The organism is Streptococcus oriscaviae, assembly GCF_018137985.1.
Lineage (GTDB): Bacteria > Bacillota > Bacilli > Lactobacillales > Streptococcaceae > Streptococcus > Streptococcus oriscaviae.
In genome coordinates this window covers 1,211,007-1,226,062 of the sequence record NZ_CP073084.1, presented here as the reverse complement: position 1 = coordinate 1,226,062, position 15,056 = coordinate 1,211,007, and the positions used below count along the sequence as shown (strand labels likewise).

General features: G+C 45.3%; 17 protein-coding genes and 1 riboswitch. Of the genes, 15 read left to right on the top strand and 2 right to left on the bottom strand.

Annotated elements, in window-relative coordinates; genetic code table 11:
* Nucleotides 1-35: 35 nt before the first annotated feature.
* The 3 genes from INT76_RS06190 (at nucleotide 36) to INT76_RS06180 (ending at nucleotide 3,382) form a co-directional block, all read left to right on the top strand.
* On the top strand, nucleotides 36-1,223 hold the full coding sequence (locus tag INT76_RS06190; RefSeq protein ID WP_212569657.1) for an acetate kinase: 1,188 nt from the start codon (nucleotides 36-38) through the stop codon (nucleotides 1,221-1,223).
* 171 nt (nucleotides 1,224-1,394) lie between these two features.
* A riboswitch (THF riboswitch) is annotated at nucleotides 1,395-1,485 on the top strand.
* A gap of 41 nt (nucleotides 1,486-1,526) precedes the next feature.
* Nucleotides 1,527-2,081, top strand: a complete 555-nt coding sequence (locus tag INT76_RS06185; RefSeq protein ID WP_212569656.1) for a folate family ECF transporter S component — start codon at nucleotides 1,527-1,529, stop codon at nucleotides 2,079-2,081.
* A 59-nt stretch (nucleotides 2,082-2,140) separates the two neighbouring features.
* The gene (locus INT76_RS06180; RefSeq protein WP_212569655.1) at nucleotides 2,141-3,382 is read left to right on the top strand and encodes a bifunctional folylpolyglutamate synthase/dihydrofolate synthase; all 1,242 of its coding nucleotides are present in this window, start codon (nucleotides 2,141-2,143) and stop codon (nucleotides 3,380-3,382) included.
* Nucleotides 3,383-3,418: 36 nt separating this feature from the next.
* Here INT76_RS06180 and pepA read toward each other — a convergent pair whose 3' ends face one another.
* A complete protein-coding gene (gene pepA, locus INT76_RS06175) occupies nucleotides 3,419-4,489 on the bottom strand; it encodes a glutamyl aminopeptidase (protein ID WP_212569654.1) in 1,071 nt (356 codons plus the stop codon).
* A 175-nt stretch (nucleotides 4,490-4,664) separates the two neighbouring features.
* Here pepA and INT76_RS06170 point away from each other — a divergent pair, with 175 nt between their 5' ends.
* From INT76_RS06170 to ytpR, 3 genes are read left to right on the top strand one after another with little or no spacing between them, the layout of a single operon-like run.
* Nucleotides 4,665-4,949 carry a DUF4651 domain-containing protein gene (locus INT76_RS06170; RefSeq protein WP_212569653.1) on the top strand — a complete coding sequence of 95 codons (285 nt, stop codon included), beginning with the start codon at nucleotides 4,665-4,667 and terminating at the stop codon, nucleotides 4,947-4,949.
* Nucleotides 4,946-5,266, top strand: a complete 321-nt coding sequence (locus INT76_RS06165; RefSeq protein WP_212569652.1) for a thioredoxin family protein — start codon at nucleotides 4,946-4,948, stop codon at nucleotides 5,264-5,266. Before INT76_RS06170 ends, INT76_RS06165 begins: the two co-directional genes overlap by 4 nt.
* Entirely contained in the window at nucleotides 5,263-5,886 is a 624-nt protein-coding gene (gene ytpR, locus INT76_RS06160) for a YtpR family tRNA-binding protein (RefSeq protein ID WP_212569651.1), read from the top strand. Before INT76_RS06165 ends, ytpR begins: the two co-directional genes overlap by 4 nt.
* A gap of 58 nt (nucleotides 5,887-5,944) precedes the next feature.
* Here the strand turns inward: ytpR and INT76_RS06155 are convergent, their stop codons facing one another.
* Entirely contained in the window at nucleotides 5,945-6,883 is a 939-nt protein-coding gene (locus tag INT76_RS06155; RefSeq protein ID WP_212569650.1) for an alpha/beta fold hydrolase, read from the bottom strand.
* Nucleotides 6,884-6,964: 81 nt separating this feature from the next.
* On the opposite strand from INT76_RS06155, the gene INT76_RS06150 reads away from it, so the two are divergent.
* The 9 genes from INT76_RS06150 (at nucleotide 6,965) to INT76_RS06110 (ending at nucleotide 15,056) form a co-directional block, all read left to right on the top strand.
* The gene (locus INT76_RS06150) at nucleotides 6,965-7,360 is read left to right on the top strand and encodes a single-stranded DNA-binding protein (protein WP_212569649.1); all 396 of its coding nucleotides are present in this window, start codon (nucleotides 6,965-6,967) and stop codon (nucleotides 7,358-7,360) included.
* Nucleotides 7,361-7,687: 327 nt separating this feature from the next.
* Entirely contained in the window at nucleotides 7,688-8,485 is a 798-nt protein-coding gene (locus INT76_RS06145; protein ID WP_212569648.1) for a Cof-type HAD-IIB family hydrolase, read from the top strand.
* Entirely contained in the window at nucleotides 8,475-9,446 is a 972-nt protein-coding gene (locus tag INT76_RS06140; protein ID WP_212569647.1) for a substrate-binding domain-containing protein, read from the top strand. Before INT76_RS06145 ends, INT76_RS06140 begins: the two co-directional genes overlap by 11 nt.
* Nucleotides 9,446-10,765, top strand: a complete 1,320-nt coding sequence (locus INT76_RS06135; RefSeq protein ID WP_212573033.1) for a sensor histidine kinase — start codon at nucleotides 9,446-9,448, stop codon at nucleotides 10,763-10,765. Before INT76_RS06140 ends, INT76_RS06135 begins: the two co-directional genes overlap by 1 nt.
* A complete protein-coding gene (locus INT76_RS06130; protein WP_212569646.1) occupies nucleotides 10,758-11,444 on the top strand; it encodes a response regulator transcription factor in 687 nt (228 codons plus the stop codon). Before INT76_RS06135 ends, INT76_RS06130 begins: the two co-directional genes overlap by 8 nt.
* Before the next feature lies 1 nt (nucleotide 11,445).
* Nucleotides 11,446-12,696 carry an ABC transporter substrate-binding protein gene (locus INT76_RS06125; protein WP_428843988.1) on the top strand — a complete coding sequence of 417 codons (1,251 nt, stop codon included), beginning with the start codon at nucleotides 11,446-11,448 and terminating at the stop codon, nucleotides 12,694-12,696.
* A gap of 266 nt (nucleotides 12,697-12,962) precedes the next feature.
* Nucleotides 12,963-13,391 (top strand): PTS sugar transporter subunit IIA, encoded by a 429-nt coding sequence (locus tag INT76_RS06120; protein ID WP_212569644.1) that lies wholly within the window; start codon nucleotides 12,963-12,965, stop codon nucleotides 13,389-13,391.
* A gap of 11 nt (nucleotides 13,392-13,402) precedes the next feature.
* Nucleotides 13,403-13,897, top strand: a complete 495-nt coding sequence (locus INT76_RS06115; RefSeq protein ID WP_212569643.1) for a PTS sugar transporter subunit IIB — start codon at nucleotides 13,403-13,405, stop codon at nucleotides 13,895-13,897.
* 313 nt (nucleotides 13,898-14,210) lie between these two features.
* The gene (locus tag INT76_RS06110; protein ID WP_212569642.1) at nucleotides 14,211-15,056 is read left to right on the top strand and encodes a PTS mannose/fructose/sorbose/N-acetylgalactosamine transporter subunit IIC; all 846 of its coding nucleotides are present in this window, start codon (nucleotides 14,211-14,213) and stop codon (nucleotides 15,054-15,056) included.

Sequence of the window (15,056 nt, the reverse complement as noted above, 5' to 3'; positions counted from 1 at the left end):
ATACTGTCTTAGAAAACGCTTTAAAGGGGGAAATTATGTCAAAAACAATAGCCATCAACGCAGGAAGCTCGAGCTTGAAATGGCAGCTTTATCAAATGCCAGAGGAAACAGTTCTTGCAAAAGGAATTATCGAGCGAATCGGCTTGAAAGATTCAATCGTAACCGTTAAGTTTGGTGAAGAAAAAGCAACTCAGACTCTGGATATTGCAGACCATGTTCAAGCAGTGACCATCTTGCTGGAAGATTTGACCAAGCATGGGATTATCTCGGATTTTTCAGAAATTACTGGTGTTGGTCACCGAGTGGTTGCCGGTGGTGAAATCTTCAAAGATTCAGTTGTAATTGATGATCAGGTATTGGCGCAGATTGAAGAATTGTCTGCTTTGGCTCCGCTTCACAATCCAGCTAACGCTGCTGGTATCCGTGCCTTCAAGAATATCTTGCCTGAAGTAACTAGTGTGGCTGTTTTTGATACTGCCTTCCACACAACCATGCCAGAGGTTGCTTACCGCTATCCGATTGCTAACAAGTACTACACAGATTACCAAGTGCGCAAATACGGTGCTCATGGAACATCCCATTATTATGTTTCTCGCGAAGCGGCTAAGCTGCTCAATAAGCCACTGGAAGAAGTTAAGGTTATCACTGCCCATATTGGAAATGGCATTTCGATTACCGCTGTGGATGGGGGCAAGTCAGTCGATACTTCTATGGGCTTCACACCGCTTGCAGGACCAATGATGGGCACTCGTTCAGGTGACATTGACCCAGCGATTATCCCTTATTTGATCGAGCACGACCCAGAGCTCAAAGATGCGGCAGATGTTATCAACGTTCTCAACAAGCAGTCAGGTATCCTCGGTATTGCGGAAGTATCCAGTGATATGCGTGATGTGGAAGACGGCCTTCTGGCTGGCGAACCAAAATGCACACTGGCCTTCAATATGCTGGTTAATCGTCTGCAAAAATTCATCGGACAGTACTTTGCTGTGCTAAATGGTGCAGATGCCCTCGTCTTCACAGCAGGTATCGGTGAAAACTCTACTCTTGTTCGTGAAGCGGTTGTCAAGGGCTTGTCTTGGTTTGGTATGGAAATCAACCCAGAGAAGAACGTCCGCGGTGCAGAGGGCGACATCTCAACATCGGATTCGCGTGTGAAGGTCTTGGTGATACCAACAGATGAAGAATTAGTCATCGCCCGTGATGTAGAACGCTTGAAATAAACAGCACACCCCTGTTCTCACTTTGGGAATGATGTAGAATAAAAACAAGGCTACTAGGAAGTCCCTAGCAGCCTTTTTTCTAACTGGGGAAAATAAATCCTTCGACGGATAAAAAGAATATCTGGTAAAAACAACGGAATTATGGTAGAATAAACAGGCAACGAAAGGTTGCACAGAGTAGATGGTTTGCGTTAAGTGTGTGTGGATGGGATGTTGCTACACAACGAAGCGGAAAGCGCGGTAAACCATTGCATCCGCTGTCGAAAACGACAGCTCCAATCATAGTATAAGGAGCGATTGTATATGGGAAAGAAAATTCCTAAGTTGACGGTGCAGCTTTTGGCTGCCCTTGCCCTGGTTCTGGCTTTGGTGATGCTTGTGGAGAATCTATTGTCCATTCGAGTATCAGAGACCCTTCAGTTTCAGTTTACCTTTTTGCCCAACGCCCTTCTCGGTGCCCTTGCTGGGCCTGTCTGGGGAACGCTCGCCGCAGTTGTGGCAGACCCAATCTTCGTCTTAATGAGCGGTCAGAGTTTTCTGCTTGGTTTTGTGGTGATTGAGGGAGTTTCCGCCTTTATCAACGGTTGGTTTTTCTACAAGAAACCGCTGGATGTCAAGGAAAAGAAGGATTGGCTATATGTGACAGGAGTAGTCCTGTTGCTGCAAGTAGTGATTTCTTTGGGCTTGACGCCATTGGTATTACACCTTCATTTTGGTACACCTCTGGCGGTCCTCTATGCGCCTCGTCTTGTCAAGGCTGTTATTGAGGTACCGTTGAAAATTGTTGTTCTGATGCTGGTTTTGCCTCAGTTGCAGGCTATTCCAGAGATTGGCAGATTGCTGGGAATTAGAAAATAAATACAGAAGCAGCAACTCATCCCTTTGTTGCTTCTTTTATGTAAGAGAAAGGGAAATCGATGAATTATCAAGAAGCCTTAGACTGGCTATTGGCTCGACCGCAAACAGATTTGGAGGGAGGGGTAGCCCGCGTTCAGTATTTGTTGGACTTGTTGGGCAATCCTGAAAAAGAAGTACCGACAGTTCATTTTGTGGGAACCAATGGTAAGGGTTCCACCTTAAACGCCCTGCAATTCATGCTGATGAAGGCAGGTTATCGGGTTGGGCGGTTCACCTCGCCTTCCATCCTAGATTATCGGGAGCAGATTGTCTGCCAGCAGGAAATGATTCCAAAAGAGGCTTTGGCAGCTATCGTTACGGACTTGCTTCCTTTGGTTGAAGAAGCACCTGGGCAGGCCATTTCAGAATTTGAAATCCTAGTAGTGGTGATGTTTGTCTACTTGGCACGCTACCAAAAAGTAGATATTTTATTGGTGGAGGCTGGGATGGGCGGTCTCTTAGACGCAACCAATGTCCTGCAGCCCCTAGCAGTCGTCTGCCCTTCAATCGGTTTGGATCATCAGTCTTTTTTGGGAGAGAGTCACGCCGCTATTGCCCGCCATAAGGTAGCTGTTCTGAAAGAAGGGGTACCGTTTGTCTATGCAACGGACTTGGCAGAAGTGGAAGCCGTCTTTGAGGAAAAAGCTGCTGAGTTGGGAAGTCCAAGCTATGCTTTGGGACGAGATTTTACAGTAAAAGAAGTGGCTGATGGCTTTGATTTTGAAGGGCTAGGGCATCATTTGAAAGGGCTTCGTCTTCAGATGTTAGGCCGTCATCAGCAAGCTAATGCAGGTCTGGCCATGATGACCCTTCTTCTGCTGCAGGAGCAGTTTTCGGCAGTGGATGAGAGGGCTATGCGAGAGGGGTTGGCCCAAGCTCATTGGCCGGGACGGATGGAATTGTTCGGGGATAGTCTTATGTTGGATGGAGCGCACAATAACGAGAGTGTGGCCGTTCTCTGTCAGCTCTTGGAACGTCAGTATTCAGACCGAGAAGTCAACATCTTATTTGCCGCTATTAACACCAAGCCCATCGATACCATGTTGGCCTCTTTGAGTCAGCGTGGCAGGGTGACGGTGACCAGTTTTGACGACCCTCGGGCAGTAGATTTGGCGGATTACCCAGCTGCCTATCCGCGGATAGAGAGTTTTGAAAGCTGGTTGGACCAAGCGGACTTGAGCAACCCTAAAAAGCTATACCTTGTTACAGGATCACTTTACTTTATTACCTTTGTTAGAAAGCATATAATCAGTAAACAATAAAAGGCAGGACCGTTATGTCCATGCCTTTTTCAATCATTAGTATTGTTTGATGAGGTCAACCGTTGAGCGGTCTAGTTTTTTGACAATGGCTTGCAAGAAGGCCTGAGCTTCCAAGAAGTCATCCATACTATAAAGAGTTTGGTGGGAATGAATGTAACGAGCGCAGACACCGATGGTCGTTGATGGAATTCCTTGGTTTTTCAGATGAGCAGCCCCTGCATCTGTTCCGCCTTTTGCACAGTAGTATTGGAATGTAACACCAGCTTCTTCGGCAGTTGTCAGCAGGAAGTCCTTCATGTTTTTCAAGAGAATGTGGCTTGGATCGTAGAAGCGTAGGAGGGTTCCGCCACCAACCTTGCCTTGCTCTCCAAAAATGTCACCGGCCGGTGAACAATCTACTGCCAAGAAAATATCAGGATTGAACTTGGTTGTAGACGCGTGAGCGCCGCGCAGCCCGACCTCTTCCTGAACATTAGCGCCGGCAATCAGTTGATTAGGAAGGGGCTGACCAACTAGGCTCTCTAACAATTCAGTGACCATAAGAACGCCGAAGCGGTTGTCCCAAGCCTTGGAAATGACATTTTTTCCATTGGCAGTGAGGATGGTTTCGTTTTTAGGAACTAGAATATCTCCCGGGCGGACACCGAAAGCCCATGCTTCGTCATAGGTAGCAAAACCAGCATCGAAGATGATGTCAGCGATAGCAGGAAGGCCAGAAGTATTGCTACCCCGAGAAAGATGCGGAGGTAGGGAACCGGAGATGGCAGGTATTTGTCTGCCGTCTTGCAATTGCAGGGTAAAGGCTTGACTGGATACAACCAGCGGATTCCAACCACCCAACTCTACCACGCGGAAGGTTCCGTCGGGCTTGATTTGGCTAATCATGAAGCCGACCTCATCCATATGACCGGCAACCATGATGCGGGGAGCGTTTGGCTCAGCTGCCTCTCTAATACCAAAGATGCCACCCAAACCGTCAGTTTCCACTCGGTCTACCAGCGGACTTATTTTGCTGCGAAGATGGTCGCGGACAGGGCCTTCAAAGCCAGCTAAGCCTTGTAGCTGGGTCACTTCTTTAATTTTTTCAAATAGGATTGAATCGGTCATGCTATTCTCCTTGAGATAAAGTATTCTTGCTTCCTTGAACGTTTGCCGCTCAAGGGCAGTTTTCAGTGACTATATTTTACCATGTTTTGACAAAAAAGGATGGATTTATCCTGTCTCGTCCTCCTTGGCTATCTTATGACTTGCCAAGGAGAGGCTTTGTGGTAAAATAAAGAGTATGAATAAGAAGAAAACAGCCCTGCTAGCGGGCTTGATGGGAGCGGGAGTGCTCGCTGCTAGTGCTCGGTTTTATATGAAGACCCAGGAAGAACGAAAAAAAGCGCAGGCCTTGCAGCAGGTGCGGGAGTTTTTTGCGGACTTGGGCAGTATTGCTACGGTATTTATTCAGGAAGCAGAGTCAACCAAGAATTTTTTAAAAGGCGGCGTCGTAATGGAAGATGGTCGGGTCTTTCTTTTTGAAAATAATCGTGGCGTGATTGCTTACGAGGAGGAAGTGAGATGATCTTCCCTAAAAGCTACGAGGAGATTGCAGAGTTGATTCAGTCAGAACAACGGACGGTCTTTCTCTTTGTGACAGACTGGTGTGGGGATTGTCACTACCTTAAGCCCTATCTGCCAGAAATTGAGTCCGCCTTCCCAGAACTGCTATTTGTGCAGTTGGATCGAGACGACTTTATGCCACTGGCAGAGCAGTGGACAATTCTGGGGATTCCTAGTCTGGTTGTTTTAGAAAAGGGGCAGGAAATCGGTCGTTTTGTGGACAAAAACCGCAAAACCAAACAGGAAATAATAGACTTTTTAGAAGGATTGGAAGAATGATTTTTACATATAATAAGGAACATGTCGGTGATGTCCTCATGGTCATTGTAGCTGAGAACAAGGAACAAGCCGTTCAGTTTGAACGCAAGGGTCAGGTGGCGCGTGTTTTCCTAGAGGAAACAGGCCAGACGGTTGCGTGGAATATTTTTGAAGTATCAACCTTGGTTAAAATTGCTGGCAATGGTCAGGTTTTCTTGACAGATGAGCAAGTAGCGGTCTTGAATGCTGAGCTGAGTAAGGAAGGTTTTGCAGAAGTCTTGGTCAATGACAATGCTCCTAAGTTTGTCGTTGGTCAGATTGTGGACTTGGTTCCCCACCCAGATAGCGACCACCTCAATATCTGTCAGGTTAATGTCGGTGACAAAACGGTACAAATCGTAGCTGGTGCGCCAAATGCTGCCCAAGGTCTGAAAACCATTGCGGCTCTTCCGGGAGCAATGATGCCAAGCGGCAGCCTCATCTTCCCAGGGAAACTGCGTGGTGAAGACAGCTTTGGTATGATGTGCAGTCCGCGTGAATTGGCTCTGCCAAACGCCCCACAAGTCCGTGGCATTATCGAACTAGATGATTCCGCAGTGGTCGGAGAAGCCTTTGACCCAGCCAAACACTGGAAGGGATAGAAAAAGAATCGAACGGGCGTCCGTTCGATTTTTATCGTAGAGCAATCTTTTGTAAAGGCTAATGCTGCATTAAAAATTCCTGTATTTGTTCTGCGATTTGTTGAGGGAGATAATCATGGATATAGTGAGGACAATCTAATTGTATAATCTCTATGTTACTTGCCTTCTTGCTGAATTGTTGAGCGTAACCCAGCCATTCTGCCTGTGAAAAACCTGTTCCTTCGCCGTTTGAAACGAATAAGGTCATCGGAATAGTGGGAGTAGGTATGTTAGCCACAGTATCAGCATTTGCTTTGAGCTCTTCCAATTCATTTAGTGTATTGGTTGAGATTGGACGATAGTGTAACAGGGCCTGATAGGTCGCTTTTTCCTGTTTGGAAAGATAGGATTGGGTAAGGGCTGGTTGGTTGGCAAAATTGGGAAAAAACCGCGTAATTCCAAAATGAGATGCAACTGCAAGGAAATGAAACAGCGGAGTGTTTATATCCATTGTTTGGTAGGAGGCAGGAAATGCCATGTCTAAGCCTATAATGGCAGCCACTTCATTAGGGTAGTGATTCGCCCAATAAAGTGCCTCCAGGCTGGATAAAGAATGGGGGCAGAGGATCACCGGCCCCTGAATCCCCAACTGTTTTAAGGCTGAGCGAGTATCTGTTACAATGGTTTGTATATCTCGCGGCTCATCAATATCCTCGCTAAATCCATAACCAAATTTTTCAATCACAACAATTCTAAACTGAGCTTTTAACTGAGAAGTAAGAGCCTGAAAATCGAGTATGGGAGAGATGGTTCCCCCACCTGCCATGAATACAAGTGTTTGTTCACCCTCTCCCTCGACCAATACATTCATTTTTTTGTCTTTAAGAGTGACTGTTTGTCCTAGGGGGTGCCGCAGCGGCTGTTCAAGCAAAAGTTGAATCTGGTGATTGCAGTAAATACCTACGATAGCTATCGTGACAACTATCAGCAGACGGTGTAATAGACCCTTGCGCTTCATTGGACTGCTCCGATACATTTATTTTTATTATTGTACCATTTTTTACATTGTTCTACGAATAAACAAGTAGGAGGATATAAAATGTACAATAAAGTAATTGCTATTGGCCGCTTAACAGCCACACCTGAACTTACCCAGACCAAGAGTGGAAAAAATTTGAGTCGCGTCACCGTTGCAGTAAACAGACGGTTCAAGTCGGAAAACGGTGAGCGCGAAGCAGATTTCATCAATGTTATTTTCTGGGGCAAGTTGGCCGAAACACTCGTTTCCTATGCCAGCAAGGGAAGCCTGCTGTCTGTTGATGGTGAGCTACGCACCCGCAAATATGAAAAAGATGGCAGCAACCATTATGTGACAGAGGTTTTGGGTCAATCCTTCCAGCTACTAGAAAGTCGTGCCCAACGTGCCATGCGCGAAAACAATAGCGGCGAAGATTTGGCGGACTTAATCTTGGATGAGGAGGAACTTCCCTTCTAACAGCGAAACAGGCTTGATTCAGGCCTGTTTTTCTTGTATTATCTGTGCGCTAAAAAGTGACATTTGTCATCTGCTTTCGGTGACAGGCGTCATTCAGACTGACTGAATGAATTTGGTATACTAAAACTGGATAAGTCTATTCTTTAGTCGTTTGATGTGGTTGTCACCTAGTATCCTTTTTCCTTTACAGCTAGAGGGTAGGCAGGAGTTATTTTAGGAAAGTAGAGGCATACCTAAAATAAAAAGCAGGCTACATGACAGTATCAGCCCAAAAGAGGGAGCCAGAAATGGTATAATGAGAGCAAGCGAAAACAAGGAGGAAGTGGGATGTACCAAATTGTATTCAGTGATATTGATGGAACCTTGATTCAGAGTGATTTTCAGGTGGGATTGCGGACAAAGACCGCGATTCGTCGGGTTGTAGATCAAGGCAAGATTTTTGTGCCAGTGTCTGCTCGGATGCCTAGAGCCATTCAGCCAATCGTAGATAGCCTTGGCATAAGCTGCCCGATTATTTCTTATAATGGTGCTTTGATACAAGATGAAACAGGCGAAGTCCTATTTTCTCAAGGTATGGATATAGGGCAAGTCAGAGCGATTTGCCGGTTTATTGAAGAGCAACATGAGGCGATTGCATGGAATGTTTACAGTTATGACAGGTGGTATGCGCAAATCCGCCCCAGTGAATGGGTTGACCGAGAAGAAGCAATCGTGCAAGTAGATGCTGAGCGAGTGGAGCTAGCTGCCTTGGAGCAGTTAGAGCTGGCTCATAAGGTACTCTTAATGGGTTCCCCGCTTTTGATACCTGCTCTTGAAGTTAGTTTAAAAGAAGAATATCCAGAACTCTCTATTGCACAGTCTGCCCCCTACTTCATCGAAATTATGGCAGCTGGTATAGAAAAAGGGAGAGCAGTCGCCAATTTTGCGGCCTGCAAGGGAGTTGACTTGGCCAATACCATGGCCTTCGGTGATAACTACAATGACATAGAAATGCTGAAAACCGTAGGACTAGGCGTTGTAATGGGAAATGCACCAGATGACATCAGGTCGCAGTTTGATTGCGTGACTGCTGATCACAACCATGATGGGATAGCCTTGATTTTGGAGGGGGTAGATGAAGTTTAAATTAACCTATAAAAAAGCTTTGACCTGCTTTCTCTGGCTAATAGCAAGTGGCATAATCGCTCTCATCTACTTTCAGGGAACTAGAGTAACAGTGGTGGATAATCAGGTCAAGGTTGGTGTGACCTACATGACGATGAACAATCATTTCTACAAGACCCTCAATTCGGAAATAAAAAAGAGTGTCAGCGATCATAATGGCATTCTCTATGTCAGGGATCCTGAGTTGGATGAAGTGCGCCAGAGTCAGCAAATTGATTATTTTAGGGAAATGCAGGTTGATGTTATTGTTATCAATCCGGTTAAGCGAGACAGCCCAGAAATTATATCTGCCCTTAAACAGGCTCAGGCGGAAGGGATTAAACTAATCGTAGTAGATACTCAGCTAGAGGGAATAGAGGTGGACTCGACCATCGTTTCTGATAACTATCAAGCAGGTGTTCTCAATGCACAAAATATGATGGCAACAGTGGAGCAGGCAGATATTTTGTTGCTGGAACACACCAATACGGTTTCGGCACGCGATCGAATCCAAGGTTTTTTAGATACCATTGAAGGTAAAGAGGCTTATAAAGTCGTTGCCCGCAAGGATACCTTGGGGCAAACGGAGGTGGGAATGCCTGAGGTGATGGAGGTCATCAATCAGGGCATCAACTTTACGGTTGTCATGGCTCTAAATGATACGAGCGCCTTGGGTGCCTTGGCCGCGATTAAGGAAAAAGGTCTTGAAGAGAAAATATATATCTATGGTGTAGATGGTTCGCCAGACATGAAAAATCTTCTGTATCGCACAGATGATATTCAGGCAACAGTCGCTCAGTCGCCCATAACGATGGGAGAAAAGACAGCGGAAATCCTTTTTCGTTTGGTGGAGGGCAAACCTGTCGCCAAGGAATACATTATTCCAGTCGATTTAATTACAAAGGAGACCATTGGGCAGTATGATATAACGGGGTGGCAATGATGAAGAATATCCGTAGCATTCGGTTTAGCAAGATGGCCTTGATTGTCATCAATCTTGTGGCCCTTGTTTACAATGTTTCTCTCTATCTTTACTCTACTAACTATATTGTTTCCAAGGGAGCCAGTCATTCTCTTTTAGAGCGGCTAGATCGGATTCCTCACTCTCCGACGCAGGTCTTTTTTAGCACCATTCTGTTGTATGCCCTTTTGCTCTTGGTTATCTTTTATCGAGATAATCACAAGGAAGGCCCATCTTCTATCTACGACTGGCTTAGTTTGGTAGAAATTGTTCTCATGATTGCCATCTTCATCACCTCCCAATCCTCCTACAATGGGTTGATTTTACTGGTGTTTGCGGATATTTTCTACAATTCTAAGGAGTTCAACACCACTAGGGGGAAGCGCTACTGGTTGGCTCTGGTCTTCTTTAGTTTCACCGCCTTGTTAATTTCCAATTATGATATTCTTTCACTATTTGTCCAGCTGCCCTCGTTAGATGCCTTCATTAGTTTTTATCCTCAGTCCATTAAAATTGCCATCTTATTTTTTAAGAACTTCTTAGTTTCTCTCAATATGGTGGTCTTTATCATCTCTCTTTTATCCTATATCATGTATTCCATCACGCAGCGCCATAATATTGAGGAAGAATTACGGATGGTGTCCAAGGTCAATACCGATCTCAACAGCTATGTTGCCCTGACTGAAAAAATCGTTGAAGATAGGGAGCGCAAACGGATTGCTCGTGAAATCCACGACACTCTGGGGCATGCCCTGACGGGAATTTCGGCAGGGATTGATGCAGTGCGGGTCTTGGTCGATTTGGATCCACCGAGAGCCAAGGAACAGCTACAAAGCATGTCTGTTGTTGTGCGAGATGGGATTCGGGATGTTCGTGGCTCGCTTAACAAGCTACGACCAGGAGCCTTAGAGGATGGTAGCTTGAAAGAAGCGCTTAGTCGCATGGTGCGAGAATATGAGTTTATATCCCATCTGAAAATTGAGCTCAACTACCAGTGGGATAAAGTTGATTTAGACAGTATGAAGGAAAATGTTGTGTTTCGTGTTATTCAAGAGTCCATTACCAACTCTTTGCGACACGGGCATGCTAGCAGGGTGACCATTGACCTACTCAATCAGGACAAGTACATCATCAGTATACAGGATGATGGAGTCGGCTTTGATCAGCTAGAGTATGGTTACGGTCTAAAGCATATGCGAGAACGTCTAGCTATCCTAGGAGGCAGTGTACGGTTTGAAAATCGAGATGGCTTTTTTACATGGATAGAGATTCCGAAAAGAAATGGAGAAATGTATGATTAAGGTATTGATTGTTGATGATCAGGAGCTGATTCGTGAATCTCTTAAAATAGTGCTGTCGGCCCACACAGACATCGCAGTTATCGGTAGTGTCAGCGACGGAACAGAGGTGATAGATGCGATTCAGAAAGAACGTCCCCATGTTATTCTTATGGATATTCGCATGCCCAAGATGGACGGTGTTCTCTGTACCAAGTTGGTCAAGGAAACCTATCCCGACATCAAGATTATCATTTTGACGACCTTTGATGATGATGACTTTATCTTCAGCGCTCTCAAATATGGAGCTTCTGGCTACATCCTCAAAGGAGTTTCCATGGAGGAATTGCATCAGGCGATTTTGACAGTTTATAATGGGGGAGCCATGATTAACCCAGATATTGCCACTAAGGTTTTCAAAATTTTCTCCCAGATGGCTCACTCCAATATCAGCATTTCCGTGGAAGAAAAGCATGTGGAAGACATGACCCAGAACGAATGGCGACTGATTCAATTAGTTGGGCATGGCCTCTCCAATAAGGAAATTGCGGCCAAACTATACCTGTCAGAAGGAACCGTTCGCAACTACCTCTCCAGTATTCTTTCCAAACTAAACCTGCGGGATCGAACCCAGCTAGCTATCTGGTCAGTTCAAACAGGTGTCACCATGAAGGATTTGAGTCAGGATGAAAAAGATAATTGATATGTTCACCAAGAAACCGCTTGTCTTTTCTCTATTAGCAGGTTTCATCTTATTGACTTCTGTTGGGATTTATCTCCGAAGCCAAGGCCCGATTGTTATTCGGCTCGGTCTATATTCTGGCAGCAGTTGGGATGTACCTAACAGCAAGGACAATCGCGCTATTGACCTTGCCATCGCCAAATTTGAAGCAGCCCACCCCAATGTCAAGGTGGTTTATGAGAGCGGAATTCCCAAAGATGATTATTCGGCCTGGCTTGCAGACTCTATTTTGTTAGGGGAGCAAACGGATTTATTTATGGTGCCAGAGGATGATTTTAGCTTATTGGCCTCAACCGGGGCCCTGCAGAATCTGACTCCCTATCTCACCAAGCAAACCAGGAGTTCCTATTATCCCTCCGCCTTGGAGGCGGGCAATTATCAAGGAAACTATTATGCCCTTCCATTTGAATGCAACCCTATCATGATGTGTGTCAACAAAGATCTGTTGGACAAGGAAGGACTTTCCCTGCCGAGTCAGACTTGGACATTGGAGGATTTTTACGAGATTTGTCAGGCGGTTACCAAGGATACGGACGGAGATGGTGTTATCGACCAATATGGCAGTACGGATTATGATTGGCAAAAGGCCCTCATTGCCTATGGAGGAGACATCTATGATCAAGACAAACACCAGCTGACCTTGGCTACCAGTCAAATGAGGGAAGCCCTGTCTTTTATTTCTAAATTGGAAGCACTGAACAACAACTACAAGGTTTCGTCCGATGATTTTGATCAAGGAAAGGTCGCCTTTTACCCCATGACCTTAGCTCAATACCGAACCTACAAACCCTATCCTTATCATGTAGCTAAGTATTCCAGTTTTTCGTGGACCTGTATTCAAATGCCTGCCGAACAGCCAGCATATAAGGCTACTCAGGTTCAAACCTCCCTCTTCGCCATGAGTTCCCAAACCAGTCATCCAGATTTAGTCTGGGAGCTGATGACCATTCTTTCTCAGGATGAAGCTATCCAGCAAGAGTTGGTCAATAAGTCCCAGGGGATGTCTGTCTTAAAAGCCGTCATGACCAGTCAGGAAACTCAAGCTACCTTGAATTTAGCAGATATGGGGGTCAATTCCTTGACTCTTGAAACCCTTAATCAAGTGATGAGTGACTCGAAAGTCACCCCGCGCTTTAAACATTATAAGAGCATTCTAGTTGATTGTGACTACCTGATTAACCAAGCCTTAGATAACAAAACTGTCGATACGTAACTCTTAAGTATACAAAGAGAAATAGAAGAAAAAATGGGAGAATAATGAACTGCCCCCGAAAGTTAGATCTAAAATCTAACGAAGGGAGCGGTTCATTTTTTGTTACCCAATTTTTCTGCGCGTGTGACATCTGTCACAAAACACTTGACAATCCTCATCGAAAACAGATGACATCCGGCAATAGGAAAGCGATTTCGTCGGTGTTAAAATGAAGAAAAATAAATAGGGCTGAGGCGACACTCAGTCTAAGGAGAGGAGAAAGCCCGATGAACTATCTAATGCTCATCAGTCATGGCGGCTTGGCTGAAGGTCTCAAATCGACCCTAGCCATGTTTGCTGGGGACAAGGTCAATCAGGTCTTGGCTTTTGGCCTGAAGGAGGGACAGTCGGTTGACGCCTTTGCTGAAGAAGTCCGAGCTAGTTTGGAAAGATTGGACGACGCAGAGTTTATCCTTTTGGCTGACATTGTTGGCGGTAGCCCCCTGGCAACGACCTGCAACGTCTTGGCAGAACTTGGCAAGTTGGAAGGCACAAGGATTCTTGGCGGTATGAATCTGACCATGGCCTTAACCACAGCGGTCATGATGGATACCTTGGATGGAGAAGCTCTAGTTGCAACGGTTCTGTCTGAAGCAACAACAGCTTTGCAAGAATTTAAAGTCGCAAGTAGCGATGATGAAGACGACGATATTTAGGAGGAAAAAAGATGTCAGTATCATTTGTGCGTATCGATGACCGGATGATTCATGGTCAGACTGTAACCCGTTGGGCAAAGGAATATCCCTGTGACGGGTTGGTAGCTGTCAATAATGCAGCGGCAGGAAATGCTGTTTTGAAGCAGGCTTACAAAGCTGCCTCTGATAAAAAGACCTTTGTCTGGACAGTGGATGAGTGGGCTGCGAAATCGCAAAAGGTTTTGGAATCGGACAGTCGCTATTTCTTGATTACCAAAAATCCACTTGATATGAAAAAAATCTTGGTCGATCAGGGTTTTGTGCCAAGTGCGGTGAAGGAAATCATCGTAGGACCGTGCAATGACCGTCCGGGCGCTGTGAAACTAGGGAACAATCAATCGATTACCCAAGAAGAAGCGGAAGCCTTTCAAGCCATTCAAGCAGCAGGCTACAAGGTGAAGTTCCAGCTCTTGCCAGATGTGTCCATTGGTTACTGGGATGATTTCAAATCTAAATTCGGTTTTTAATACTTGATGAAAATCAAAAGTAAACGGGGTAAGGAAACTGGCAGTAGCAGGTCAACATCCTCTGCGGTACACCCGCCAAGGTGAGTTACCAGCTCTTAGAACCTGTGTTTACAGTTCAGCACTTCCATCTAAGGCTAGTTTTTCAGCTCCTCATCGTTCGTTTTTTTCAAAATACAGTCAGTATTCCCTCAAAAAACTGCCTTGATTAGCGAAAAACTATCTCTTACATCAAGCACTTCACTTGTGAATACAGGTTCTTCGTTTTGATTTTTAAAAAGTATACCCATTCATTAACAAAAAAGGAGAGTATATTATGACTATTTCTTGGTTACAAGCGGCTTTGCTAGGCCTCTTTGCTTGTTTGTCATCCATGCCAGGATTGGGAGGAACTTCTATCGGGAACTATACCCTCGGACGTCCCTTGGTCGGTGGCTTGGTCTGCGGTTTGATTTTGGGAGATGTTGCAACTGGGGTTATCTGTGGGGTTGCCATGCAGTTGGTATACATCGCTTTGGTAACACCAGGAGGCACTGTGTCGGCTGATGTTCGTGCGGTATCCTATATTGGCATTCCTCTGGCTATGGTTGCCATTCACTCACAAGGTTTGTCGGCTGACTCCGTTGATGCTGCTAACCTGGCTAAATCGATGGGAACTTTGGTTGGAACGGTCGGTACGGTTCTCTTTTACGGGACAGCGACCATGAACCTCATTTGGCAGCACATTGGTTGGAAAGCGATTGAAAAAGGGAATTTTCGTAAAATCTACGCGGTGGATTTTGGATTGCCATGGATTTCCCATATCATTTTCTCCTTTATTCCAACGGTCATCATGTGTAAACTCGGTGCAGATGCGGTAACAGCGCTTAAAGAGTTGCTTCCGATGGATGGTATTCCTATGAAAACCCTCTTCACGGTCGGTTCTCTTCTTCCGTGTGTGGGGATTGCCATTCTTTTAAAACAAATTGTTGAAAAAGCAACAGACTTCATCCCATTCTTTGTTGGTTTTACCTTGGCTGCTTCGCTAGGATTGAACCTCGTGTCTTGTGCAGTTATTTCACTCATCTTCGCTGTTCTTTTCTATGAATTGCAGATGGCGAAAAACCTTCGGGTAGCTGCTGTATCAAGCGGTGATTTTGACGATGACGAGGAGGATATCTAA